The organism is Janthinobacterium aquaticum, assembly GCF_009208565.1.
Lineage (GTDB): Bacteria > Pseudomonadota > Gammaproteobacteria > Burkholderiales > Burkholderiaceae_D > Janthinobacterium.
Map to the genome: position 1 here is coordinate 15,324 of NZ_WFLK01000013.1, position 23,838 is coordinate 39,161.

General features: G+C 61.1%; 18 protein-coding genes. 9 read left to right on the plus strand and 9 right to left on the minus strand.

Annotated elements, in window-relative coordinates:
• The first annotated feature begins 47 nt into the window (after positions 1–47).
• Positions 48–1,127: a S66 peptidase family protein gene (locus GCM43_RS19075; protein WP_152247221.1), complete on the plus strand. Its 1,080-nt coding sequence runs from the start codon at positions 48–50 to the stop codon at positions 1,125–1,127.
• A 101-nt stretch (positions 1,128–1,228) separates the two neighbouring features.
• Positions 1,229–2,122: a YihY/virulence factor BrkB family protein gene (locus GCM43_RS19080; protein ID WP_152247223.1), complete on the plus strand. Its 894-nt coding sequence runs from the start codon at positions 1,229–1,231 to the stop codon at positions 2,120–2,122.
• A gap of 485 nt (positions 2,123–2,607) precedes the next feature.
• Here the strand turns inward: GCM43_RS19080 and GCM43_RS19085 are convergent, their stop codons facing one another.
• The 5 genes from GCM43_RS19085 to GCM43_RS19105 form a co-directional block, all read right to left on the minus strand.
• The gene (locus GCM43_RS19085) at positions 2,608–3,735 is read right to left on the minus strand and encodes an acyl-CoA dehydrogenase family protein (RefSeq protein ID WP_152247225.1); all 1,128 of its coding nucleotides are present in this window, start codon (positions 3,733–3,735) and stop codon (positions 2,608–2,610) included.
• A gap of 12 nt (positions 3,736–3,747) precedes the next feature.
• The gene (locus GCM43_RS19090) at positions 3,748–4,416 is read right to left on the minus strand and encodes an SDR family oxidoreductase (RefSeq protein WP_152247227.1); all 669 of its coding nucleotides are present in this window, start codon (positions 4,414–4,416) and stop codon (positions 3,748–3,750) included.
• A gap of 33 nt (positions 4,417–4,449) precedes the next feature.
• Positions 4,450–5,646: an acetyl-CoA C-acyltransferase gene (locus GCM43_RS19095; RefSeq protein ID WP_152247229.1), complete on the minus strand. Its 1,197-nt coding sequence runs from the start codon at positions 5,644–5,646 to the stop codon at positions 4,450–4,452.
• Between the two features lie 30 nt (positions 5,647–5,676).
• Entirely contained in the window at positions 5,677–6,861 is a 1,185-nt protein-coding gene (locus GCM43_RS19100) for an isovaleryl-CoA dehydrogenase (RefSeq protein ID WP_152247231.1), read from the minus strand.
• Positions 6,862–7,001: 140 nt separating this feature from the next.
• The gene (locus tag GCM43_RS19105) at positions 7,002–7,388 is read right to left on the minus strand and encodes a MerR family transcriptional regulator (RefSeq protein ID WP_152247517.1); all 387 of its coding nucleotides are present in this window, start codon (positions 7,386–7,388) and stop codon (positions 7,002–7,004) included.
• Between the two features lie 701 nt (positions 7,389–8,089).
• On the opposite strand from GCM43_RS19105, the gene GCM43_RS19110 reads away from it, so the two are divergent.
• Together GCM43_RS19110 and GCM43_RS25865 are read left to right on the plus strand one after the other, a co-directional pair.
• Complete coding sequence (locus GCM43_RS19110; protein ID WP_193315683.1) at positions 8,090–8,497, plus strand: hypothetical protein; 408 nt, start codon at positions 8,090–8,092, stop codon at positions 8,495–8,497.
• 240 nt (positions 8,498–8,737) lie between these two features.
• A complete protein-coding gene (locus GCM43_RS25865) occupies positions 8,738–8,908 on the plus strand; it encodes a hypothetical protein (RefSeq protein ID WP_193315684.1) in 171 nt (56 codons plus the stop codon).
• Between the two features lie 27 nt (positions 8,909–8,935).
• Here GCM43_RS25865 and GCM43_RS19115 read toward each other — a convergent pair whose 3' ends face one another.
• The 4 genes from GCM43_RS19115 to GCM43_RS19130 all read right to left on the minus strand — a co-directional run bounded on the left by GCM43_RS19115 (position 8,936) and on the right by GCM43_RS19130 (position 12,763).
• Positions 8,936–9,535 (minus strand): UbiX family flavin prenyltransferase, encoded by a 600-nt coding sequence (locus GCM43_RS19115; RefSeq protein ID WP_152247233.1) that lies wholly within the window; start codon positions 9,533–9,535, stop codon positions 8,936–8,938.
• Entirely contained in the window at positions 9,528–9,839 is a 312-nt protein-coding gene (gene grxD / locus GCM43_RS19120; RefSeq protein ID WP_152247234.1) for a Grx4 family monothiol glutaredoxin, read from the minus strand. Before grxD ends, GCM43_RS19115 begins: the two co-directional genes overlap by 8 nt.
• Positions 9,840–9,935: 96 nt before the next feature.
• Positions 9,936–10,403, minus strand: a complete 468-nt coding sequence (locus tag GCM43_RS19125; protein ID WP_152247236.1) for a GNAT family N-acetyltransferase — start codon at positions 10,401–10,403, stop codon at positions 9,936–9,938.
• 11 nt (positions 10,404–10,414) lie between these two features.
• On the minus strand, positions 10,415–12,763 hold the full coding sequence (locus tag GCM43_RS19130) for a Tex family protein (protein ID WP_152247238.1): 2,349 nt from the start codon (positions 12,761–12,763) through the stop codon (positions 10,415–10,417).
• Between the two features lie 181 nt (positions 12,764–12,944).
• Between GCM43_RS19130 and GCM43_RS19135 the strand changes: the two genes are divergently transcribed.
• The 5 genes from GCM43_RS19135 (at position 12,945) to GCM43_RS19155 (ending at position 23,799) form a co-directional block, all read left to right on the plus strand.
• Positions 12,945–16,049: a DEAD/DEAH box helicase gene (locus GCM43_RS19135; protein WP_152247240.1), complete on the plus strand. Its 3,105-nt coding sequence runs from the start codon at positions 12,945–12,947 to the stop codon at positions 16,047–16,049.
• A 62-nt stretch (positions 16,050–16,111) separates the two neighbouring features.
• Positions 16,112–17,290 (plus strand): PAS domain-containing sensor histidine kinase, encoded by a 1,179-nt coding sequence (locus GCM43_RS19140; RefSeq protein ID WP_152247242.1) that lies wholly within the window; start codon positions 16,112–16,114, stop codon positions 17,288–17,290.
• Between the two features lie 106 nt (positions 17,291–17,396).
• Positions 17,397–18,077, plus strand: a complete 681-nt coding sequence (locus GCM43_RS19145) for a response regulator transcription factor (RefSeq protein ID WP_152247244.1) — start codon at positions 17,397–17,399, stop codon at positions 18,075–18,077.
• Between the two features lie 120 nt (positions 18,078–18,197).
• Positions 18,198–18,917 (plus strand): transposase, encoded by a 720-nt coding sequence (locus GCM43_RS19150; RefSeq protein ID WP_152247246.1) that lies wholly within the window; start codon positions 18,198–18,200, stop codon positions 18,915–18,917.
• A 181-nt stretch (positions 18,918–19,098) separates the two neighbouring features.
• Complete coding sequence (locus GCM43_RS19155; protein WP_152247248.1) at positions 19,099–23,799, plus strand: glutamate synthase-related protein; 4,701 nt, start codon at positions 19,099–19,101, stop codon at positions 23,797–23,799.
• The last annotated feature ends 39 nt before the right edge of the window (positions 23,800–23,838 follow it).

The following is a 23,838-nucleotide window of genomic DNA, read 5'->3' on the forward strand; positions in this document are numbered from 1 at the left end:
TCGCGGCGGCGCCTGGCGCCGCCGTTTTTATATCCAGAAAGGGCCGCATGAGCAGTCACAGCAGTTTTAGCCGGCGTCGCTTTGGCGGCATGCTGGCCGCCGCCATCGGCGCGGCTGGCGCACCGGCGCTGGCGACCGCAGCGCAGAAAAAAGGCACACGCATGCAAGCATCGCTCCCCCTGATCAAGCCGGCGCGCCTGCGCCAGGGCGACCTGGTCGCCATCGTCGCACCCAGCGGCTTTACCGACGACGAAGAAATCGCCAAGGCCGTGGCCAATATGGAATCGCTGGGCCTGCGCGTCACGCTGGGCGAGCATATCCGCGCCGTGCATGGCAATTACGCCGGCACGGTGCAGCAGCGGCTGGACGATTTGCATGCGGCGTTTCGCAACCCGGAAGTGAAAGCCGTATGGCCCGTACGCGGCGGCTCGGGTGCCATCTCGCTGCTGGCGCTGATCGACTATGCGCTGATCCGCGCCAATCCGAAAATCCTGGTCGGCTATTCCGATATCACCGCGCTGCACCTGGCGATCGGCCGCCAGACCGGGCTGGTGACGTTTCACGGTCCGGTGGCCTCGTCGACTTTTTCCGATTACACCGTGACCCAGCTGCGCAATGTGCTGATGACGCCGCAGGAGCAGTACACCATACCGATGGCGCAGGAAAATCACCGGCGCGCAATCGAGCATCCCAATTTCTCCATCCGCACCGTGCATGGCGGCCAGGCGACCGGGCGCCTGACTGGCGGCAACCTGTGCATGGTCAGCGCACTGGCCGGCACGCCCTATGCGGCCCGGCTGCAGGAGCGTATCGTGTTCCTGGAAGACATCAACGAAGCGCCGTACCGTATCGACCGCATGCTGTGCCAGCTCGACCTGGCCGACGGCTTTGCCAGTGCGGCCGCCATGATGATGGGCGTGTTCATGCATTGTGAAGCGGACCAGGGCGACAGCGCATTGACGCTCGACCAGACGCTGGACCAGCACCTGCAGCCTTTGCAGCGGCCTGCCGTCAGCGGCTATTCGTTCGGCCATATCCGCGACCAGTTCACCATTCCGATGAATATCCTGGCCACGCTCGACGCCGAGCGGCAGACCTTGACGCTGCTCGAGCCAGCGGTCAGATAGCGTTCGGTGCGCTTGCGCACGGCAGGCAAGGGTAGCCATGCTTATGCTATGGTGCATCAGGTGCGGCACGAGGCCGCACGGCCTTTACCGGATGCACCACCATGATCAACCGCCACGCCAGCGCGTATATACTCAGCCATCCCTTGCGCTTCGTGCTGCAGGTCCTGAAAGGCTTTCGCGCCAACCAGGGCCTGCTGCTGGCCGGCGCCGTAGCCTATTATTCCCTGCTGTCGATCGTGCCGCTGTTGATGCTGGTGGTGGTGGCGTTGTCGCATGTAATCGCCGAAGACGAGCTGCTGCGCACCATTGGCCATTACCTTGAATGGCTGGTGCCGGGGCAGTCGAAAGCCATCGTGGCCGAGGTCGCGCATTTTCTTGCCAACCGCAGTGTGATCGGCTGGGTGCTGCTGCTGACCATGCTGTTTTTCAGCTCGCTGGCTTTTACCGTGCTGGAAAACGCCATGAGCGTGATCTTCAACCATCGCGTGGCGATACGCCGCCGTCATTTCCTGATTTCCGCCGTGCTGCCGTATTGCTACATCCTGTGCCTGGGCGTCGGTATTTTGTTGATTACCCTGGTGGCCGGTGGCTTGCAGGTGATGGGCGACGAAAGCGTGCGTTTCCTGCGCCGGGACTGGGGCCTGGAAGGCCTGTCCGGCGCGCTGTTGTACCTGCTGGGGCTGACCGGCGAGATCCTCGTGCTCAGCTCGATCTATCTGGTCATGCCGGTGGGCCGGCTATCGTTTACGCATGCACTGATGGGCGGCGTGACGGCGGCGCTGCTGTGGGAGATCGCGCGCCATGTGCTGGTCTGGTATTTCTCCACGCTGTCGCAGGTCAATGTGGTGTATGGCTCGATGACGACCGCCATCGTCGTCATGTTCAGCTTGGAGATCGGCGCCACCCTGCTGTTGCTGGGGGCGCAGGTGATTTCCGAGTACGAACGCGTGGCGCGCGGTGGCGAGGAAGACAAGCCACTGGAGCTAAGAACTTGATTTAAAAAGGTTGTTGCATCGCACAAAAGGCTGTGCTATAATTCTTTCAGTGGTTGAGGTTTGCTTGCAGATACTCTCACTATCCAGTTTCAGTACGGCGACCGACAGGTGTAATGTCGATGGCGTGACTAGTACGAAAGAGTGGATTTTGTAATTCCGGATACGTTGGTCGAACTTACACTTGGAGTCACCATGCAGATAGCATGGGAGTCCGAAAATCAGGAGGCACTTTGCAGATAGCACTGGCGTCCATGACACGATTAAAGCATTGGTAATACATTGGAACGAAGCCCGCGCTAGCGGGCTTTTTTTTCGTCTGTGGTGGGCGCCTTGATAAACCTACTGCGCAGCCCGCTATCAAATCGGCGCATTACCCATCGACTCGCCGTACCGAATCTACGGCTGCGTTACTCAATTCGATATCGGGCTTGCTCGCGACGGTTTCTCAAGGCGCCGAAACTTTACTGCATTGCTCTCTTACTTGTTTACAATCCTCGCGCAATCAGGATTTTCTGGATATCGCTGGTGCCTTCGTATATCTGGCACACGCGCACGTCGCGGTAGATGCGCTCGACCGGGAAGTCCGATACATAGCCATAGCCGCCATGCACCTGGATCGCGTCCGAGCAGACTTTTTCCGCCATTTCGGATGCAAACAGTTTGGCCATCGCCGCTTCCTTGAGGCAAGGCTGACCGGCATCCTTCATCGCCGCCGCATGGCGGATCAGCTGGCGCGCCGCTTCGATCTGGGTGGCCATGTCGGCCAGGCGGAACTGCACGGCCTGGTGCTCGAAAATCGGCTTGCCGAAGCTTTCGCGCTCGCGTGCGTACGACAGCGCTGCTTCGTAGGCGGCGCGCGCCATGCCGACCGCTTGCGAGGCGATCCCGATGCGCCCGCCTTCCAGGCCGGACAGCGCAATCTTGTAGCCCTGGCCTTCTTCACCGATCAGGTTGGCGGCGGGAATGCGGCAGTTGTCGAATACGATCTGCGCCGTGTCCGACGAATGCTGGCCCATTTTCTGTTCCAGCCCGGCCACGATATAGCCGGGCGTGGCGGTCGGCACCCAGAAGGCGCTGATGCCGCGCTTGCCGGCGGCCTTGTCGGTCACGGCCAGCACGATGGCCACGTCGGCGTATTTGCCGCTGGTAATGAACTGCTTGCTGCCGTTGATGACATACTCATCGCCATCGCGCGTGGCGGTGGTGCGCAGGGCCGACGCGTCGCTGCCCGTATGCGGCTCGGTCAGGCAGAAGGCGCCCAGCATGCTGCCTTGCGCCAGCGGACGCAGCCATTGCTCCTTTTGCGCGTCATTGGCGTACATCATGGCGATGCTGCAGACAGGGCAGTTGTTGACTGAGATAATGGTCGAGGTACCGCCGTCGCCGGCAGCAATTTCTTCCAGCACCAGTGCCAGTGAAACATAGTCGAGACCAGCACCGCCCAGGTGTTCCGGCACGGCCACGCCAAAGGCGCCCAGCGCGGCCAGTTCCTGCAGTTCAGCTTTCGGGAAATGATGTTCCTTGTCCCAGCGCGCGGCGTTGGGCGCCAGGCGCTCGCGTGCAAAGCTGCGTAGCGCCTCCTGGATCATGCTCTGTTCTTCGTTCAGTATCATGGCGTGGTGTGATTACCAGGCAATCGGCTTGCCATCGTAGTTGCGGAAAACAGCCTGCTGCGTGGGCGGCAGGCTGGCCAGGGTGGCGCGGATACCGGCCGCGCTTTCCTCGGGTGAAATATCGGCGCCTTCGCCGCCCATGTCGGTGCGTACCCAGCCCGGATGGAAGGCCACGCAGCTGACTCCTTGCGGGCCATGTACGAGGGCCGTGTCGATCAGCACCGAATTCAAGGCCGCCTTGCTGGCGCGGTACAGCGAACCGCTGGGGTTGCTGCGCTCGCTGAGCGAACCCATGTGCGAAGACAGCACGGCCAGCTTGCCGTGCGCGTTGGCGACCAGCGGCGCCAAGATCGGCAGCAGGCGCATCGCTGCCAGCACATTGGTATGCATTACGCTGTCAAAATCGGCCTGCGCCGGAAAGCCGTCATGGCGCGGACCATAGACGCCGGCGTTAAGGATAGCCACGTCAAGCTTTTCATCATCGAGCTTCCAGCCCAGGCCGGCGCAGCCTTCGACGTCGGTCACATCGAGCTGGTGCGCTTCGGCGCCCAGCTGCTTCAATGCTTCGCAGTCTTGCGCCTTGCGCGCGGTGGCGATCACGCGCCAGCCATCCTGGCGGTACTGGCGGACGATTTCATGGCCGATCCCGCGCGAGGCGCCGATAATCAATGCTGTCGACATATGCTGCTCCTGATGATGAGGGAAAAACGCAGCTTAACCCAGTTCGATGGCGATCGCCGTTGCCTCGCCGCCACCGATGCACAGCGCCGCCACGCCGCGCTTGCCGCCAGTCTTTTTCAGGGCGCCCAGCAAGGTCACGATAATGCGCGCGCCCGAGGCGCCGATCGGGTGGCCCAGCGCGCAGGCGCCGCCGTGGATATTGATCTTGTCGTGCGCGATATCGAGGTCATGCATGGCGGCCATCGGCACGGCGGCAAACGCTTCGTTGATCTCGAACAGGTCGACCGTGCTGCTGCTCCAGCCCGTCTTGGCATACAGTTTTTTTACCGCACCGATCGGCGCCGTGGTGAATTCGTTGGGCGCCTGTGCATGCGTGGCGTGGCCGTGAATACGGGCGATCACCGTGCAGCCGAGCTTTTTGGCGGTCGACTCGCGCATCAGCACCAGCGCGGCGGCGCCATCGTTGATCGACGACGACGAGGCGGCGGTAATCGTGCCGTCTTTTTTGAACGCCGGTTTCAGGCTGGGGATTTTTTCCAGGCGCGCTTTGAGCGGGCCTTCATCGACGCTGACCACGGTATCGCCGCCACGTCCTGAAACCGTCACCGGCGCGATTTCCCAGTCGAAGCTGCCGTCCTTGCCTGCGGCCTGGGCGCGCTTGACGGACGCGATGGCAAACGCGTCCTGCGCTTCGCGCGTCAGGCCGTATTGCGTGGCGCATTCTTCGGCAAACGTGCCCATCGAGCGCGCATTGCCTTTTTCATCGCGGCTGTAAGCGTCTTCCAGGCCGTCCATCATCATGTGGTCGAACAGCATGCCGTGGCCGATGCGGTAGCCGCTGCGCGCCTTCGGCACCAGATAGGGTGCATTGGTCATCGATTCCATGCCGCCGGCGACCACCACTTCGGCGCTGCCGGCGAGCAAGGTATCGTGTGCAAACATGGTCGTTTGCATGGCCGAGCCGCACATCTTGGACAGCGTCACGGCGCCGGTCGAGTCCGGCAGGCCGGCCTTGCGCAGCGCCTGGCGCGCCGGCGCCTGGCCTTGGCCGGCCATCAGGCAATTACCGAAATACACGTGTTCGACCAGTTCCGGCGCTACGCCGGCGCGCTCGACGGCGGCGCGGATGGCCACGGCGCCCAGGTCGCTGGCCGTCACGTTGGCAAAATCGCCCTGGAAGGCGCCCATGGGGGTGCGCGCGGCACCGACAATCACGACTGGATCATGCATGTTGATACTCCTATCAAGTGGGTGCTGCGCTTAATTGGTTTCTGCAAACAACTCACGACCGATCAGCATGCGGCGGATCTCGCTGGTACCGGCGCCGATCTCGTAGAGCTTGGCGTCGCGCCACAGGCGTCCGGCCGGGAACTCATTGATATAGCCGTTGCCACCGAGCGCCTGGATCGCTTCGCCGGCCATCCAGGTGGCTTTTTCTGCGCTGTACAAAATGGCGCCGGCCGCATCCTTGCGCAACTGGCGCACCGCTTCGGGCGAGCTGGCGCGGTCGCAGGCCTGGCCCACCGCATACACATAGGCCCTGCAGGCCATCATGGTCGAGTACATATCGGCCAGCTTGCCCTGCATCAGCTGGAATTCGCCGATGGCCTGGCCGAACTGCTTGCGCTCGTGCACATACGGCACCACCAGGTCCATGCAGGCCTGCATGATGCCCAGCGGGCCGCCGGACAATACCGTGCGCTCGAAGTCGAGGCCCGACATCAGTACATTGACGCCCTTGCCCACTTCGCCCAGTACGTTTTCCAGCGGCACGACACAATCCTGGAATACCAGCTCGCCCGTGTGCGAGCCGCGCATGCCGAGTTTGTCGAGCTTTTGCGCGATGGAAAAGCCCTTGAAGCTTTTCTCGATCAGGAAGGCCGTCATGCCGCGCGCGCCGGCGGCCAGGTCGGTCTTGGCGTAGACCACCAGCACATCGGCGTCGGGGCCGTTGGTAATCCACATCTTGGTACCGTTCAGCACGTAGTGGTCGCCCTTCAGATCGGCGCGCAGCTGCATGCTGACCACGTCCGAACCGGCGTTCGGCTCCGACATGGCCAGTGCGCCGATATGTTCGCCGGTGACCAGCTTGGGCAGGTATTTGGCTTTCTGTTCAGTATTGCCGTTGCGCTTGATCTGGTTGACGCACAGATTGGAGTGGGCGCCGTACGACAGGCCGACCGAGGCCGAGGCGCGCGAGATTTCTTCCATCGCAATGATATGGGCCAGGTAGCCCATGCCGGCGCCACCGTATTCTTCACCGACGGTAATGCCGAGCAGGCCCATGTCGCCCATCTTGCGCCACAGATCCATCGGGAACTGGTCGCTGCGGTCGATTTCGGCGGCGCGCGGGGCGATTTCGGCTGCGGCAAATTGCTGGATCGCTGCGCGCAGCGAGGCGATGTCTTCGCCATGGTCAAAGGTCAAGCCTGGGAGATGGAGCATGTCTTCCTCGTTGTCGTTATGCGGTGGGTGGGCCGTTTCAAGTCTGTACTTCAGGAGTATGATACTCAGTTGTGACGTTTACGTAAACGTAAAGTGCAAGGCATGCCGGCCTCCTGCGTGCCGGCGCTTTTTACTGTTTCTTACTGTTCCAGTTCGGCAAGCATGGCGGCGCAAGCCTCCTCGTGCGTGCTGATCTCGGCCAGCGCCATTTCAATATCGATGCGCTGCTGCTCGAGTGTCTGGCGATGTTGCGCCAGCACGGTCAAGAATCGATCCATCTGCGCCCGCGTGTCTTTCGGCGACTCATACATGTCGACCAGGCTCTTGATCTCCGACAAAGCCAGCCCCAGCCGTTTGCCGCGCAAGGTCAGTTTGAGGCGGGTACGGTCGCGCGCCGAATAGATGCGCTGGCGCCCGCCCGCGCCTTCGCGCCTGGGGCTGAGCAAGCCCTGGTCTTCATAGAAGCGGATGGCGCGCGCCGTGATATCGAACTCGCGCGACAGTTCGGTGATCGTATAAGTAGGGATCGCAGCGGGCGGGGATGGTTGCATGATGAATTGCTTGATAGATGAATCGTGGAAACTGGGACGGCGCGGCTGCCTGCGTTGACGTATGCGTCAATCATTGTAGCGCGCCTGCGCCGCAATCCAGGCAGAAATTTGCTGACGACTGCACGCGCAACGGCGTCATGCCAATTGCTTTGCATGGATGAATTTCATTATTGAGATTTAATGTAAATTGACAGTTGGTGGCGTTTATAAGACCAAAAAGAACTTTCTTTACACCAACTTGGGTAAAAGTCGTTATGATGGAAGTAAATTTGCCAGCAAAACAAGCATTTACGAACTGATGATATCGATATTGATGGCGATTGGATCATTTTGACAAAACTATTTTCAAAATATTAATAAAATAGTTTTTGTGTAAATTTTGTCTAGCAGAAATTATATGAAATTGGCTGTTTATTTGGCAAAAATGGTAGGTGTGGTACTCGACCGTATGTTGTAAACCAAAGTGCGGTTTTCTAAGTATGTTGCAGTGCAAAATACCGTGCAACATGTGAATTCAATCCAAACCCATCCAGGTTGGCAAGAGAATATTTGGCATCAGCTGAGTGCTTGAAAGCACTGAAAAGTGTTAATTGTTAATTATTATATTGTGCAATGTGACAATCTGTATGGTCATTCAAGAAACTGACTTTCATGTTACAACATGAAATAGTGCAACTATGAATTCTTCTAACGAACGCGAGAGCTTTAGCCAACGACTTCAGTTGGCGCTGAAAAACGCCCATTACTCCCCAGATAGTCCGACCCGGCTGGCGCGGGAATTTAACATCCGTTTCGACGGACGTCCGATTACGGTTCATGCAGCAAGGAAATGGTTAGTAGGAGAAGCTATCCCTACCCAGGAAAAATTGCGCATGATTGCTCAATGGCTGGGCGTACCGGCAGAATGGTTGCGTTTTGGTGGCCCGGAAAGCGCCACGCCCAATGGTGAAGCCAATGGCAGCCTGGCCCGGTTTGAGTCGGCAGATGTTAAATTGATTGCAGACTTACAACGTCTTGATGAGCATCACCGCCAGCTTGCGCGCGAATTCATCCGCATGCTGGTCAGGGTAAATTACCAGAAGTAGCGATGACTTCGCCGGTTGGTCGCCTGCGCTGCTCTTGCAGAGGTTGCTTTCGCGGAATTTTTGTGCAAAGTCATACTGGAGACATGATTTTGCCGCACAATAAGACGGCTTATGTTGCGCTGCAACCAGATAATTCGACGATTATCTTGTAGAGAGCGGCGCAGTAGTCAATACTGGCTCATAATCACCTCAGAAGCAGCCTGTTGTTATCCACTACGGAGCATGGCGTCAAGCCGTCTTATGAAAAGCAACTACAGCAATACCGCGCAGCTGAAGGATCTGATGACCGTCCCACCGATGACCGCCGCGCAGCACGCGGAAGTCATGCGCAAACGGATCGCCCACCGCAGGATGGTGGAAGAAGCCAGGGATCTGAAGCGCGCCAGTGCGGCGCAGTTTGAGAAGCGCTGACGGCGCAGCGGCCGTCGTGCAGTAACGCTAGCCGGGCGCCTTCATGCCCTGCCAGCGCGGCGCCAGGCTGTGTTCGATGCCAAACAGGTCGATCACGCGGGCCGCCGTATGGTCAACCATCTCGGCGATGCTCTGCGGCTGGTGGTAAAAGCTCGGCAGCGGCGGAAAGATCACGCCACCCATTTCGGTGACCGCCGTCATATTGCGCAGGTGCGCCAGGTTGAACGGCGTTTCGCGCACCATCAGCACCAGCCGCCGACGCTCCTTGAGCACCACGTCGGCCGCGCGCGTAATCAGATTATCCGACAGGCCATGCGCCACCGCAGCGAGCGTGCGCATCGAGCACGGGGCAATCACCATCCCGTCCGACTGGAACGAGCCGCTGGCAATCGAGGCGCCCACGTCGCGCAGCTTGTGCACTACATGCGCCAGCGCTTCAACGTCCTTGCGCGCCATGCCGGTTTCCTGATGCAGCGTCAGCACGGCGGCGTCCGACAGCACCAGATGCGTCTCGACGCCAGCGATGGCGCCGAGCAATTGCAACAGCCGCGCGCCATACACGGCGCCCGTTGCGCCGGTAATGGCCACAACGATCCTGCGCGGCCGCGCAGCGACACGATCAGGCATTGAGCAGGGTTTTCAGTTCGCCCGATTCAAACATTTCATTCATGATGTCCGAGCCACCGATGAATTCGCCTTTGACATACAGCTGGGGAATGGTCGGCCAGTTCGAGTAGTCCTTGATGCCCTGGCGAACTTCCGGGTCGTCCAGTACGTTGACGGTGGCAATGTTTTCCACGCCGCACGATTTCAGGATCTGGATCGCGCGACCGGAGAAACCACATTGCGGAAATTGGGCCGTGCCCTTCATGAACAGCACGACCGGCGTGTTCGTCACGGTTTCTTTGATCCAGGTTTGTACGTCGCTCATAGCAGCCTCTGTGGGGTAAATTAATGATGGCGTCATTTTATAAGAAAACGCCGTCGGCAGTATGCATGGCGTCCAGAAATGCGCCGCGCGGCAACATCAATCGGGTAAAGCTTTACCCATGCAAACAGATTGGGGCGCTGACACATATTTGCCATAGGGCGCCACCTCGACGTAGCCATGCCTGGCATAAAAATCGACTGCGCGAAGGTTGATACGGCGCGTCGACAGCTGCACCTGCCGGTAGCCATGGGCTGCCGCCTGCGCTTCCACGAATGCCAGCAGCGCCGCACCGACGCCACGTGAACCAGGGCGCGCATACATGCGCTTGAGTTCGGCGGTCGGGCTGGCATCGTCACCGAGCGGGCGCAGGGCGGCGCAGCCGAGCAGGGCGCCGGCGGCGTCACGGGCAATATAAAAACCACCGCGCACGCACGGCGCCTCGATGTCGAACGAGGCGCGCCCGCTGTCGCCATTCATGCGCAGCAATACACCGGACAGTTCATCCTGCAGCAGCAGCGCGTCAACGCTGCTGGCGCTGTCCGCTGTAATCAGGATGTCCGGCATGCCCTCAGTCACTAGCCGCGCAGCTTGGCAAAGGCGGCGGCCATGCTGCCGGCCGGCTCGGGTGCGTTGCGGCTTTGCGACTGGTGCTGGGCCATGCTGCGGCGGTCGTTGCGGTCGCCTTTCTGCTGCGGCTGCGAGCCCGCCTGCGGCGCGCTGTCGGTCAGGCGCATGGTCAGCGCAATGCGCTTGCGCTTTTCATCGACTTCCAGCACCTTCACGCGTACCACCTGGCCGGCTTTCACCACCGTATGCGGGTCTTTCACGAAGGTGTTCGACAGCGCCGAGATATGCACCAGGCCGTCCTGGTGCACGCCGATATCGACAAAAGCGCCAAACGCGGCCACGTTGGTGACCACGCCTTCCAGGATCATGTCCGGGCGCAGGTCGCGGATTTCTTCCACGCCTTCCTTGAAGGTGGCGGTGGTAAATTCCGGACGCGGATCGCGGCCCGGCTTTTCCAGTTCCTTGAGGATGTCGGTAATGGTCGGCACGCCGAAAGTCTCATCGGCATACTTGGCCGGGCTCAGGGTTTTGAGCAGCGCTGTTTCGCCAATCACCGCCTTGATGTCCTTTTTGATGTCGGCCAGGATTTTTTCCACCAGCGGATACGATTCCGGGTGAACCGCCGAGGCGTCGAGCGGATTGTCGCCGCCCATTACGCGCAGGAAGCCGGCGGCCTGCTCGAACGTCTTGTCGCCCAGGCGCGGCACGCCCTTCAACGCCGCGCGCGATGTAAAGGCGCCCTTCATGTCACGGTAGCTGACAATGCTTTGCGCCACGCTGGCCGACAGGCCGGACACGCGCGCCAGCAGCGGTGCGGACGCCGTATTGACGTCCACGCCGACCGCATTCACGCAGTCTTCCACCACCGCGTCGAGCGAGCGCGCCAGCTGGCTTTGGCTCACATCATGCTGGTACTGGCCCACGCCGATCGACTTCGGATCGATTTTCACCAGTTCGGCCAGCGGGTCTTGCAGGCGGCGTGCAATCGACACCGCACCGCGCAGCGACACATCCATGTCGGGCAGCTCTTTCGATGCAAATTCCGACGCTGAGTACACCGACGCGCCCGCTTCCGAGACCACGATCTTGGTCATCTTTGCTTCCGGATGCTGCTTGATCAGGTCCTGCGCCAGCTTGTCGGTTTCGCGCGAGGCGGTGCCGTTGCCGATCGAGATCAAGGACACATTGTGCTTGGCCGCCAGACGACCCAGCGTGTGCAAGGAGCCATCCCAGTCGTTTTTCGGCTGGTGCGGGTAGATCACGGCCGTGTCGACCACCTTGCCGGTGGCGTCCACTACCGCCACTTTCACGCCGGTGCGCAGGCCAGGGTCGAGACCCATGGTGGCGCGCTGGCCGGCGGGCGCGGCCAGCAGCAGCGCTTTGAGGTTGGTGGCAAACACATTGATGGCGTCCTGCTCCGAGCGTTCGCGCAGCGCGCCCATCAGTTCCGTTTCCAGGTGCATGAAGCTTTTCACGCGCCAGGTCCAGCGGGCCGTATCGGACAGCCATTTGTCGGCCGGGCGGCCCTGGTTTTTGATGCCGAAGCGCGCCGCAATACGGCCTTCGCAGGGATTGTGCGGCGCATCCCATTTCGGCTTCTCCGCTTCCGTGTCGAGCCGCAGCGTAACGTCAAGGATGCCTTCACGCCGACCGCGCATCAGTGCCAGCGCACGGTGCGACGGCACGGTGGCGATGGTTTCGGAATAATCAAAATAGTCGGCGAACTTTTCGCCTTCATCCTGCTTGCCTTCCACCACTTTCGATTCAACTACGCCGTGCTCCTGCACGTATTCGCGCAGCGACTGCAGCAACGTGGCATCTTCGGCAAAACGTTCCATCAGGATCTGGCGCGCGCCGTCGAGTGCCGCCTTGGTATCAGGCACGCCCGGATTGTTGCCGTCGGCGCTGGTAAAGGCGTCGCGCAGGAACTTGCCTGCTTCCATGTCCGGCGTCAGCTCGGGATTGTTCAGCAGGCAGTCGGCCAGCGGCATCAGGCCCGCTTCGATGGCGATCTGGGCCTTGGTACGGCGTTTCTGCTTGTACGGCAGATACAGGTCTTCCAGCCGGGTCTTGTCTTCGGCATGCATGACGGCGTCGAGCAGCTCGGGCGTCATCTTGTTCTGTTCGGTGATCGAGGCCACGATGGCCGCGCGGCGCTCTTCGAGTTCGCGCAGATAGCGCAGGCGCTCTTCAAGCAGGCGCAGCTGGATATCGTCGAGGCCGCCAGTTGCTTCCTTGCGATAGCGGGCGATAAAGGGCACGGTGGCGCCTTCGTCGAGCAGTTCGATGGCGGCGGCAACCTGCACCGGTTTGGCGGCAAGTTCAAGGGCAAGGCGTTGTTCGATAGAGGGCAGCATGGTTGTTTCCAAAGCGATCAAGCCTGGAATGATACGCAAACGGCGCGATTGCGCAATCTTGACAGCGCAAATGGACTGTGCGCGCCACATTACTGCGATTGAATGCGCGATTGCCTGCCTTATGAAGGATAATATTGCCTGTTGCCGATTTTGATACAACTTTCAACCCATCATGCGTACCATGGATTTTACCCGCGACGACATCAGTGACACCCCTGCCGCCCCGGCCAGTGCGCCCGGCGGCCCTTTGCCGTACGCGATTGCCACCTGGCTGCAACGGGTCGAGGCTGCTGCTCATCCGAAAGCCGTGCTGACTCTGGCCGAACCCGACCCGAAACTCAACGCGCATCGCCTGATCTATGTGCTGGCGCCGACCAGCGGCGGGCGCCATGTGGCGCTGTGCCTGTACAAGGCGCGTTTGCGGCCGAACGGCGATGTGGCGGCGGCCAGTCCGATCAGCGAGATTTTTTCGCTGCTGTCGGCGCCGCCAAGCTTTCTGACGCCGGCCGACGAAGACCTGGTGCGTTTTTTCGTGGCCATGCGCAGCGGCAGCAACTCGCAAACAGGTAGCGCCACTGAACCGAAGGGCAAGGTCGGCGCCGCACTGCTGGGCATGCTGGCGCAGCAGGACAAGCTGTTGTGGGCCAATTCCTGGGCCGATGTCGGCAACGGTCTGGTGTATCCGCTCAAGGAGGGGCCGCTGCGCCAGGCGCGCCTGTTCTGGCGCGACGAAGGCAAGACCATGCGCCTGGGCTGGCAGGTCGATCCGCCGGAAGGCGTGAAACACCATGGCGCCGACCAGATCGACTATATGTTGCCGACCGATCCGCCATGGTATATCGACAATCTGTCATGCGGGGTGCTGGAACTGAACCAGGGCGGCTCCGATATTTCGCTGGCCGACCTGCAGGCGCTGGTGGCGCAGGCGCCGCCCCTGAACGCCAACGACAAGGTGCGCGTCTCGCAACTGCTGCTGGCGCAGGGCCTGCAGCACCTGATGCCGCTGCCGCAGCCGCTGCCGCAGCGCTTGCGCAAGGATGTCTCGCCCACGCCGGTGCTGCTGCTCGACAGCGTGCTGCTGGCCGATGGCAGTACCCAGCGCTGGACCGACTTCGTGGTGCTGTCGTACGACTATGACGGCGAGCGGGTGGCGTTCGATCCGGCCCAGCGCGTGGTGCGCCAGGTGGGCGATGTGACGGAAATTATCCAGCGCAATACGGTCGATGAGGCACGCGCGCTGGCGCTGCTGGCCGAACTGCAGTTCAAGAAACCCGGTTCGGCGCCGCTGAGCACCCTGAAAGGCGCCTTGCTGCTGCCCAGCCAGGCAGAATGGCTGCGTTTTGCCGGGCAAGGCATCGACGATCTGCTCGACCAGGGCTGGATACTGGAAAAGACCGCCAAGTACCGTTACGACGTGACCGATGTGGAGGGCTGGTATGCCGAGATCGACGACCAGGACCCCGAGAGCAACAATGCCTGGTTCGAGCTCGAGCTGGGCATCGTGGTCAACCAGGAGCGCGTGCCGCTGCTGCCGGTGCTGGTGCAACTGATCCGCAATGCGCCCAATGACTTCAACCCGAAAATCATCGACGCGCATGACGACGAGGACCAGATGCTGGCCACCTTGCCGGGCGGCACCCGCGTGGCGCTGCCATGGGGCCGCGTACGGCCGATTCTCCACACGCTGGGCGAACTCTATTTCAACGACAAGATCCGCTATGCGGTACGCATGTCGACGCTGGACGCCGCCCGCCTGGAAGAGCTGGCGCGCGCAGTCGAGATGCAATGGTCGGGCGGCGAGCAGTTGCGCGCCATGGGCCGCAAGCTGAGCCAGTTCGGCTCGGTGCAGAAAGTGGCGGCGCCTGCCGGCCTGCAGGCTACCTTGCGCGATTACCAGGCCGAAGGGCTGGCCTGGATGCAGTTCCTGCGCGACCATGACCTGGCCGGTATTCTGGCCGACGACATGGGCCTGGGCAAGACGGTGCAGACGCTGGCGCATATCCTGATCGAGAAAGAAGCCGGGCGCCTCACGCATCCGGCGCTGGTGATTGCGCCAACCAGCCTGATGGGCAACTGGCAGGACGAGGCGGCCAAGTTCGCCCCGAGCCTCAAGGTGCTGCTGCTGCAAGGCAAGGACCGCGCTCAGCAGTTCGACCAGATCGGCCATTGCGACCTGGTGCTGACCACTTACGCATTGCTGCCGCGCGATGAAGAAATCCTGCGCGAGCAGGAGTTCCACCTGGTGATCCTGGACGAATCGCATTACATCAAGAATACCCGCAGCAAGGCCGCGCAGACAGCCGGCATGCTGCGCGCGCGCCACCGCCTGTGCCTGTCCGGCACGCCGCTGGAAAACCACTTGGGCGAATTGTGGTCGCAATTCCACTTCCTGCTGCCGGGCCTGCTGGGCGACGAGAAGACCTTTAATACCCAGTTCCGCCACCCGATCGAGCGGCAGGACGATCCATTGCGGCGCATGCTGCTCAACCGCCGCATCAAGCCTTTCCTGCTGCGCCGCACCAAGGACAATGTGGCCAAGGAGCTGCCGTCGAAAACCGAAATGGTGCGCAAGGTCGAGCTGACCGGGCCGCAGCGCGACCTGTACGAAACGGTGCGCCTGGCGATGGACCAGAAGGTACGCGAAGAGATCGACAAAAAAGGTGTGGCGCGCAGCCAGATCGTGATTCTCGAAGCGCTGCTCAAGCTGCGCCAGGTCTGCTGCGATCCGCGCCTGGTGAAGTCCTTGCCGGCCAAGAAGCAGGCGGCCGGCTCGGCCAAACTGCAAGACCTGATGCAGATGGTGGAAGACCTGCTCGAAGAAGGGCGCAAGATCCTGGTGTTCTCGCAATTTACCAGCATGCTCGAACTGATCGAGGAAGAGCTCGAATCGCGCGATATTCCCTACGCCTTGCTGACCGGCGAAACCAAGGATCGCAGCGCCCAGGTGGCGGCGTTCCAGCAGGGGGCGGTGCCGATCTTCCTGATCAGCCTGAAAGCGGGCGGCGTCGGCCTGAACCTGACGGCGGCCGACACCGTGATCCACTACGATCCATGGTGGAACCCGGCCGCCGAAAACCAGGCCACCGACCGCGCCTGGCGCATCGGCCAGGACAAGCCGGTGTTTGTCTACAAACTGATCGCCAAGGGCACGCTGGAAGAAAAAATCCAGCTGCTGCAGCAAAAGAAATCGGAACTGGCGCAATCGATCCTGGCCGAAGGCGAGTCGCAGAAAATGGCGCTGACGCAGGAAGACCTGCAACAGATTTTTGCGCCGCTCGACGACTGAGATTGCCGCCAGGCAGCTTGACGGGCCTATACTGAAGACATTGTCTTTTGCAAGGTGCCGGCATGCTGCCTCTTTTTCTGCTGTTCCTGTTACTACTGGTCAGTGTGGCGTGGCTGGCGCTGCGCAGCCTGCGTCTGCAGCGCGAACTGCAGCACGCGCGCGCCGATGCAGCGCAGTTCCGGCTGCTGGCCGAGCACGGCGTCGACATCGCCTGGGTGCTTGACGCCATCACGCTCGAACTGATCTACCTGAGCCCGTCCGCGCAGTCGCTGACTGGCTACGCCCCACCGGAATTGCAAGCACAGGTTGCCAGGCTGGCGGCCGAGGTGCCGGCGCGCGTGCAGCGCTGGCGCAATGGCGACCAGAGCCGCCTGCGTCTGCTGCGCGAAGTGGAACTGCCGCATCGCGACGGCCGCGCGCTGGTACTGGAAGTCACCTCGACTTTGGTGGCCGACGTGGCTGGCCGCCCCCTGGTCCTGCTGGGCAGCGCGCGCGATGTCAGCCAGGCGCAGCGTGCCGACGCCGAGCGGGAAACAGAGCAGAAGCGTTTCGCTTCGATGCTCTCGCATGAATTTCGCACGCCGCTGGCCACCATCGACGGCGCCGTGCAGCGCCTGGTGGCGACCGCCGATGCGGCCGGCGCCGACGAAGCCACGCGCAAGCGCTATCTGAAAATCCAGGCTGCCGTCGACCGCCTGTTGGGCATGATTAACGACTATCTTTCACCCGAGCGCATGGCCGCCATCGGCCGCACGCGCGCCGCCGACGGCATTGCCCCGCTGGCGCTGCTGCAGCAGGCGGCCGCCACCGTGCCGGCCAGCCACGTGGTGCGCTTGCATCTCGATGAAGACCTGCCGGCGCAGTTGCGCTGCGATGTGCCCGGTTTGCAGCTGTGCCTGAAAATCGTGCTCGATAACGCCGTCAAGTTCAGCCCTTCGGGCAGCGCCATCGAACTCGACGCCAGGCTGGCGCCGCAGGGCGGCGTGCTGCTGTGTGTGGCCGACCGCGGCGTGGGCCTGGTCGAGTCCGAACTGGGGCAGCTGTTCGACAAGGGCTTTCGCGGCCTGCATGCTGGTGGACATGCCGGCGCCGGCCTGGGCCTGTATATGGCGCAGGCGATTGTCGACGTGCATGGCGGCAACTTCCAGGTCAGCCAGCGCGCCGGCGGCGGTGCCGAGTTCCGTATCTGGTTGCCAACGGCGGTTGCCGCAAGCAAAAATCTTGCTGCCGCTGAAGCCTAGCGTGATAATTCCTTGACGTAAACATGACTAGCCAGCCATTATGGTGCAGGAGTGGATGGCAAGGCTTGCCTCACGATAGGCTCACTAACAGATAAATGGCGCGGCAATGACGAAAATACTGATCGTCGAAGACAATCTCGAGTACGCCGAAGACATGGCGGAGTTTCTGACGGAGCTGGAGCACGATGTGCTGACCACCAGTTCGGCAGGCGATATGTGGGCAGCACTCAGCCACGGCAATATCGATGTTGTGGTGCTGGACCTGGGCCTGCCGGACGAAGACGGCTTTAACGTGATTCCGCGCATGCGCCAGCTGTATCCGCAGATCGGCGTGCTGGTGCTGACCGGGCGCGTGGCATTCGACAGCCGTATCCTGGGCCTGCGCCTTGGCGCCGACCACTACCTGACCAAGCCGATCAAGTTCCCTGAACTGGCCGCACATATCGAAGCGCTGGATCGCCGCGTCGGCCCGCAGGAAGCGGCGCCCGAGCCGGGCAAGTGGACCTTGCGCGTCAGTGCGCGCCAGCTCGAACTGATGGGCTCGGTGATTGCCCTGACCGAAAAGGAATTCAATTTCCTGCATCTGCTGACGATCAATACGCGCCCGGTGCCGCGCGATGTGATCGTGGCCGGCATGGGCGGCGACGATCCCGATGCCGGGCGCCGCGTCGACATGCTGGTGTATCGGCTGCGCAAGAAAGCCAAGACCGGCCTGGGCCAGGATCTGCCGCTGCGCAGCGCCTATGGCGAGGGCTACAGCCTGTCGGCCAGTTTCAACCTGTCCTGATTTTTATCGGGGACAGAGTCAATCTGTTTCCGGGTTTTTTGAAATTTATCGGGGACAGAGTCGAGTCCACGTAAAATTCTGTGTAGAATCAAGGCATTAGTGTTTTCAACGACTGTTGCCATGGCCCGTTTGCCCCGTCTGATCATTCCTTCCCTACCCCATTATGTGATACAGCGGGGCGCCAACCGGCAGCCGGTGTTCCAGGATGCCGATGACCATGTGCAATTTTTGGCCTGGCTGAAAACCGGCGCCAAAACCTTCAAAGTAGCGCTTCACGCCTACGTTCTCTTGCCCGATCAGCTGCATTTATTGGCCACGCCCAGCGATGCCACCGGCCTGGCGCAGCTGATGCAGTGGCTGGGCCGCTATTACGTGCCGTATTTCAACCAGAAGTACGGACGCGAAGGCACACTGTGGCAAGGACGCTACAAAACCGCCGTGATCGATGCTGAACATTTCTTCCTGCTGTGCTGCCGTTATCTTGAATATGTGCCGGTACGCACGGGCCTGGTCGGACATGAGCGCGACCATGGCTGGTCCAGCTACGCCCACCATGTGGGCCTGCGGCCCGACGCCCTGATAACCGATCATGCCTTGTACTGGGCGCTGGGTAATACGCCGTTCGACCGCGAGGGCGCCTATCTGCGCCTGTGCGAACAGGGGCTGAGTGGGGCGCAGATCAAGGCGGTGGAGCAGGCCGTGCTGAAAGGCTGGCCACTCGGTTCCGATGCGTTCAAGCAGGCGCTCGAGCTGAAAATGCAGCGGCAAGTGCTGCCGGCCAAGCGTGGCCGGCCACGCAAGAGTCACCAGATACCGCCGCATCATAACGCGCAGGACTGATAATTTTAAATACGACAATATTTATACGTATTTAAGTTAATGCCTTTGACTATGTCCCTATTAAATTTATCCGGCGACAGAAATAAATTTAATTGGACTCCGACCCTATTTATTGTAGTTGAGTTTTCTGCTGCATTGCACTACTCTAGTTTTTCGTTACTTATTTCGCAGCGGAGAGCCCATGAAAGCGCAAGGCCTGTACGACCCAGCCAATGAACACGATGCCTGCGGCGTCGGTTTCGTCGCCCATATCAAGGGCAACAAGACCCATTCGATCGTCGAACAGGGCCTGCTGATCCTGAAAAACCTCGATCACCGGGGCGCCGTCGGTGCCGATCCGCTGATGGGCGATGGTGCCGGTATCCTGATCCAGATTCCGGACCAGTACTATCGTGAAGAAATGGCCAAACAGGGCGTGGACCTGCCGCCGCCGGGCGAATATGGCGTCGGCATGATCTTCCTGCCAAAAGAAAACGCTTCGCGTATCGCCTGCGAACAGGAAATCGAGCGCGCCGTGCGCATCGAAGGCCAGGTCGTGCTGGGCTGGCGCAATGTGCCGATCGATACCGACATGCCGATGTCGCCGACCGTGCGCGCCAAGGAACCGGTGATCCGCCAGATCTTTATCGGTCGCGGCCCGGACATCATGGTGACCGACGCGCTCGAGCGCAAGCTGTATGTGATCCGCAAATCATCGGGCCACGCCATCCAGGCTTTGAAGCTGCTGCATGGCAAGGAATTCTTCGTGCCGTCGATGTCGGCCCGCACCATCGTCTACAAGGGCCTGCTGCTGGCCGACCAGGTGGGCGTCTACTATAAAGACCTGCAGGATGCGCGCTGCATCTCGGCGCTGGCGCTGGTGCACCAGCGTTTCTCGACCAATACCTTCCCGGAATGGCCGCTGGCCCACCCGTACCGCCTGATCGCCCATAACGGCGAGATTAACACCGTCAAGGGCAACTTCAACTGGATGCGCGCGCGCGAAGGCGTGATGAAGTCGGCCGTGCTGGGTGAAGACCTGCAAAAGCTGTTCCCGCTGATCTATGAAGGCCAGTCCGACACCGCCTGCTTCGACAATGCGCTCGAACTGCTGCTGATGGCCGGCTACCCGGTGGCCCAGGCGATGATGATGATGATCCCGGAAGCGTGGGAAAACCACACGACCATGGACGATAACCGCCGCGCCTTCTATGAATACCACGCCGCCATGATGGAACCGTGGGACGGCCCGGCCGCCATGGCCTTTACCGATGGCCGCCATATCGGCGGCACGCTGGACCGCAACGGCTTGCGTCCGGCCCGCTATATCGTCACCGACGATGACCTGGTGGTGATGGCGTCGGAATCGGGCGTGCTGCCGATTCCCGAATCGAAGATTATCCAGAAATGGCGTTTGCAGCCTGGCAAGATGTTCCTGATCGACCTGGAAGCGGGCCGCATCATCGACGACCAGGAACTGAAAACCACCTACGCCAACGCCAAGCCGTACAAGGCCTGGATCAATTCGGTGCGCATCAAGCTCGACGAGATCAAGCTGCAACAAGGTCAGCAAAAGCAGGAGCGCGCGCAGGGCGAAAAAGCCGCGCCGTCGCTGCTGGACCGCCAGCAGGCGTTTGGTTACACCCAGGAAGATTTGAAATTCCTGATGGCGCCGATGGCCGTGGCCGGTGAAGAAGCCACCGGTTCGATGGGTAACGACTCGCCGCTGGCGGTCATGTCGAACAAGTTGAAACCGCTCTACAGCTACTTCAAGCAACTGTTTGCGCAAGTGACCAACCCCCCGATCGATCCGATCCGCGAAGCGATGGTGATGTCGCTGGTGTCGTTTATTGGCCCGAAACCGAACTTGCTCGATACCAACAACGTCAATCCGCCGATGCGCCTGGAAGTTTCGCAGCCGGTGCTCAATTTCGATGATATGGCGCGCCTGCGCAATATCGGCGCCCATACGGGCGGCAAGTTCAAGTCGTATGAACTCGATATCTGCTACCCGCTGGCCTGGGGCAAGGAAGGCGTGGAAGCATGCCTGGCCTCGCTGTGCGCCGAAGCTGTCGACGCCGTCAAGTCCGGCCACAATATCCTGATCGTGTCGGACCGTGCGATTGGCCCTGACCAGGTTGCCATTCCGGCCCTGCTGGCCACGTCGACCGTGCACCAGCATCTGGTCAGCAAGGGCCTGCGCGCCTCGACCGGCCTGGTGGTGGAAACCGGCTCGGCCCGCGAGACGCATCACTTTGCGCTGCTGGCCGGCTACGGCGCCGAAGCTGTCCATCCGTACCTGGCCATGGAGACGCTGGTTGACATGGCGCCGGACTTGCCGGGCGAACTGACCGGTGAAAAAGTCATCTACAACTACACCAAGGCAGTCGGCAAGGGCTTGATGAAGGTCATGTCGAAGATGGGTATCTCGACCTATATGTCCTACTGCGGCGCACAGATTTTCGAAGCCATTGGCCTGAACAAGTCGCTGGTGAACAAATACTTCCGCGGCACGGCCTCGAATGTAGAAGGTATCGGCGTGTTTGAAGTGGCTGAGGAAGCGCTGCGTCTGCATGCACTGGCCTTCGGCAACGATCCGGTGCTGGCCAACAAGCTCGACGCCGGCGGCGAATATGCGTTCCGCGTGCGTGGTGAAGACCATCTGTGGACGCCGGATGCGATTGCCAAGCTGCAGCACTCGACGCGCAGCAACAATTTCTCCAGCTATAAAGAGTACGCCCAGATCATCAACGACCAGAGCCGTCGCCACCTGACCCTGCGCGGCCTGTTCGAGTTCAAGCTCGATCCAACCAAGGCGATCCCGCTCGACGAAGTCGAACCGGCCAAGGAAATCGTCAAGCGCTTTGCCACCGGCGCCATGTCGATGGGCTCGATCAGTACCGAAGCGCACGCCACGCTGGCTGTGGCCATGAACCGCATCGGCGGCAAGTCGAACACCGGCGAAGGCGGCGAAGATCCATCGCGCTACACGATGGAACTGAAGGGCATCAAGATCAAGCAGGGCGAAACCATGGCCTCGGTCATGGGCAAAGAGCAGATGGTGGTCGATATTGCCCTGCAAGAAGGCGATTCGCTGCGTTCGCGCATCAAGCAGGTTGCTTCGGGCCGCTTTGGCGTGACGGCGGCCTACCTGAACTCGGCCGACCAGATCCAGATCAAGATGGCGCAGGGCGCCAAGCCGGGCGAGGGCGGCCAGTTGCCAGGCCACAAGGTTTCGGAATACATTGCCACGCTGCGCTTCTCGGTGCCGGGCGTGGGCCTGATTTCGCCGCCGCCGCACCATGACATCTATTCGATCGAAGATCTGGCCCAATTGATCCATGACCTGAAGAACGCCAATCCGCGTGCCTCGATCTCGGTCAAGCTGGTGTCGGAAGTCGGTATCGGCACGGTGGCGGCCGGCGTGACCAAGGCCAAGGCTGATCATGTGGTCGTTGCCGGTCACGACGGCGGTACCGGTGCTTCGCCATTGTCGTCGGTAAAACACGCCGGCACGCCGTGGGAACTGGGCCTGGCTGAAACCCAGCAGACGCTGGTTTTGAACGGCCTGCGTTCGCGGATTCGTGTCCAGGCCGATGGCCAGATGCGTACCGGCCGCGACGTGGTGATTGCCGCCTTGCTGGGCGCCGACGAGATCGGTTTTGCCACCGCGCCGCTGGTGGTCGAAGGCTGCATCATGATGCGCAAATGCCATCTGAACACCTGCCCGGTCGGCGTTGCCACGCAAGACCCGGTGCTGCGCGCCAAGTTCTCGGGCAAGCCGGAATACGTGGTCAACTATTTCTTCTTTGTTGCCGAAGAAGCGCGCCAACTGATGGCACAACTCGGTATCCGCACCTATGACGAGCTGATCGGCCGTGTCGACCTGCTCGACAAGTCGAAGGCAATCTCGCACTGGAAGGCGCAGGGCCTCGACTTCTCGGCCATCTTCCACAAGCCGGAAGTGGAAATCGGCGTGCCCTGCAGTCATGTGGAAGAGCAGGACCACGGCCTGGAAAAGGCGCTCGATCACAAGCTGATCGCGCAGGCCCGCGCGGCACTGGAAAAAGGCGAGCGCGTTTCGTTCATCTCGCCGGTGCGCAACGTCAACCGTACGGTCTGCACCATGCTGTCCGGTGAAGTGGCCAAGCGCTATGGCCATGCCGGCTTGCCGGACGACACCATCCATATCCAGCTGCAAGGCACGGCAGGTCAGTCGGCCTGCGCCTTCCTGGCCCATGGCATTACCATCGACCTGGTCGGCGAAGGCAACGATTACGTCGGCAAGGGCCTGTCGGGCGGGCGCATTATCGTGCGCCCGAACACCGAATTCCGTGGCTGGGCGGTCGACAACATTATTATCGGCAACACCGTGCTGTACGGCGCGGTGGCTGGCGAAGCGTTCTTCAACGGCGTGGCCGGCGAGCGTTTTGCCGTGCGCAATTCGGGCGCCACCACGGTGGTCGAAGGCCTGGGCGACCATGGCTGCGAATACATGACGGGCGGCACGGTGGTGGTGCTGGGTGCTACCGGACGCAACTTTGCGGCCGGCATGTCGGGCGGCATCGCTTACGTGTATGACCCGGCCGGCGAATTTGCCAGCAAGTGCAATACCGCCATGGTCAGCCTGGACAAAGTGGTATCGGCCGCCGAACAGCAGCTCGACCGCCACGCCTGGCATGCACAGCACCGCAACGGTACGCCGGAAGCCGATGAAGTCATCCTCAAGCGCCTGCTTGAACGCCACTTCAAGCACACCGGCAGCACCCGCGCACGCGTGCTGCTCGACGACTGGGCCAATTCGCGCAGCAAGTTCGTCAAGGTTTTCCCGAACGAATACAAGCGCGCGCTGATCGATATGGCTGCAGAAGCGGCCCAGGAAGTCCAGGCCGTTGCCGCCTGAGCCAGCCAGCGTTATTGCTGAAAGAATGATCAAGGAGCG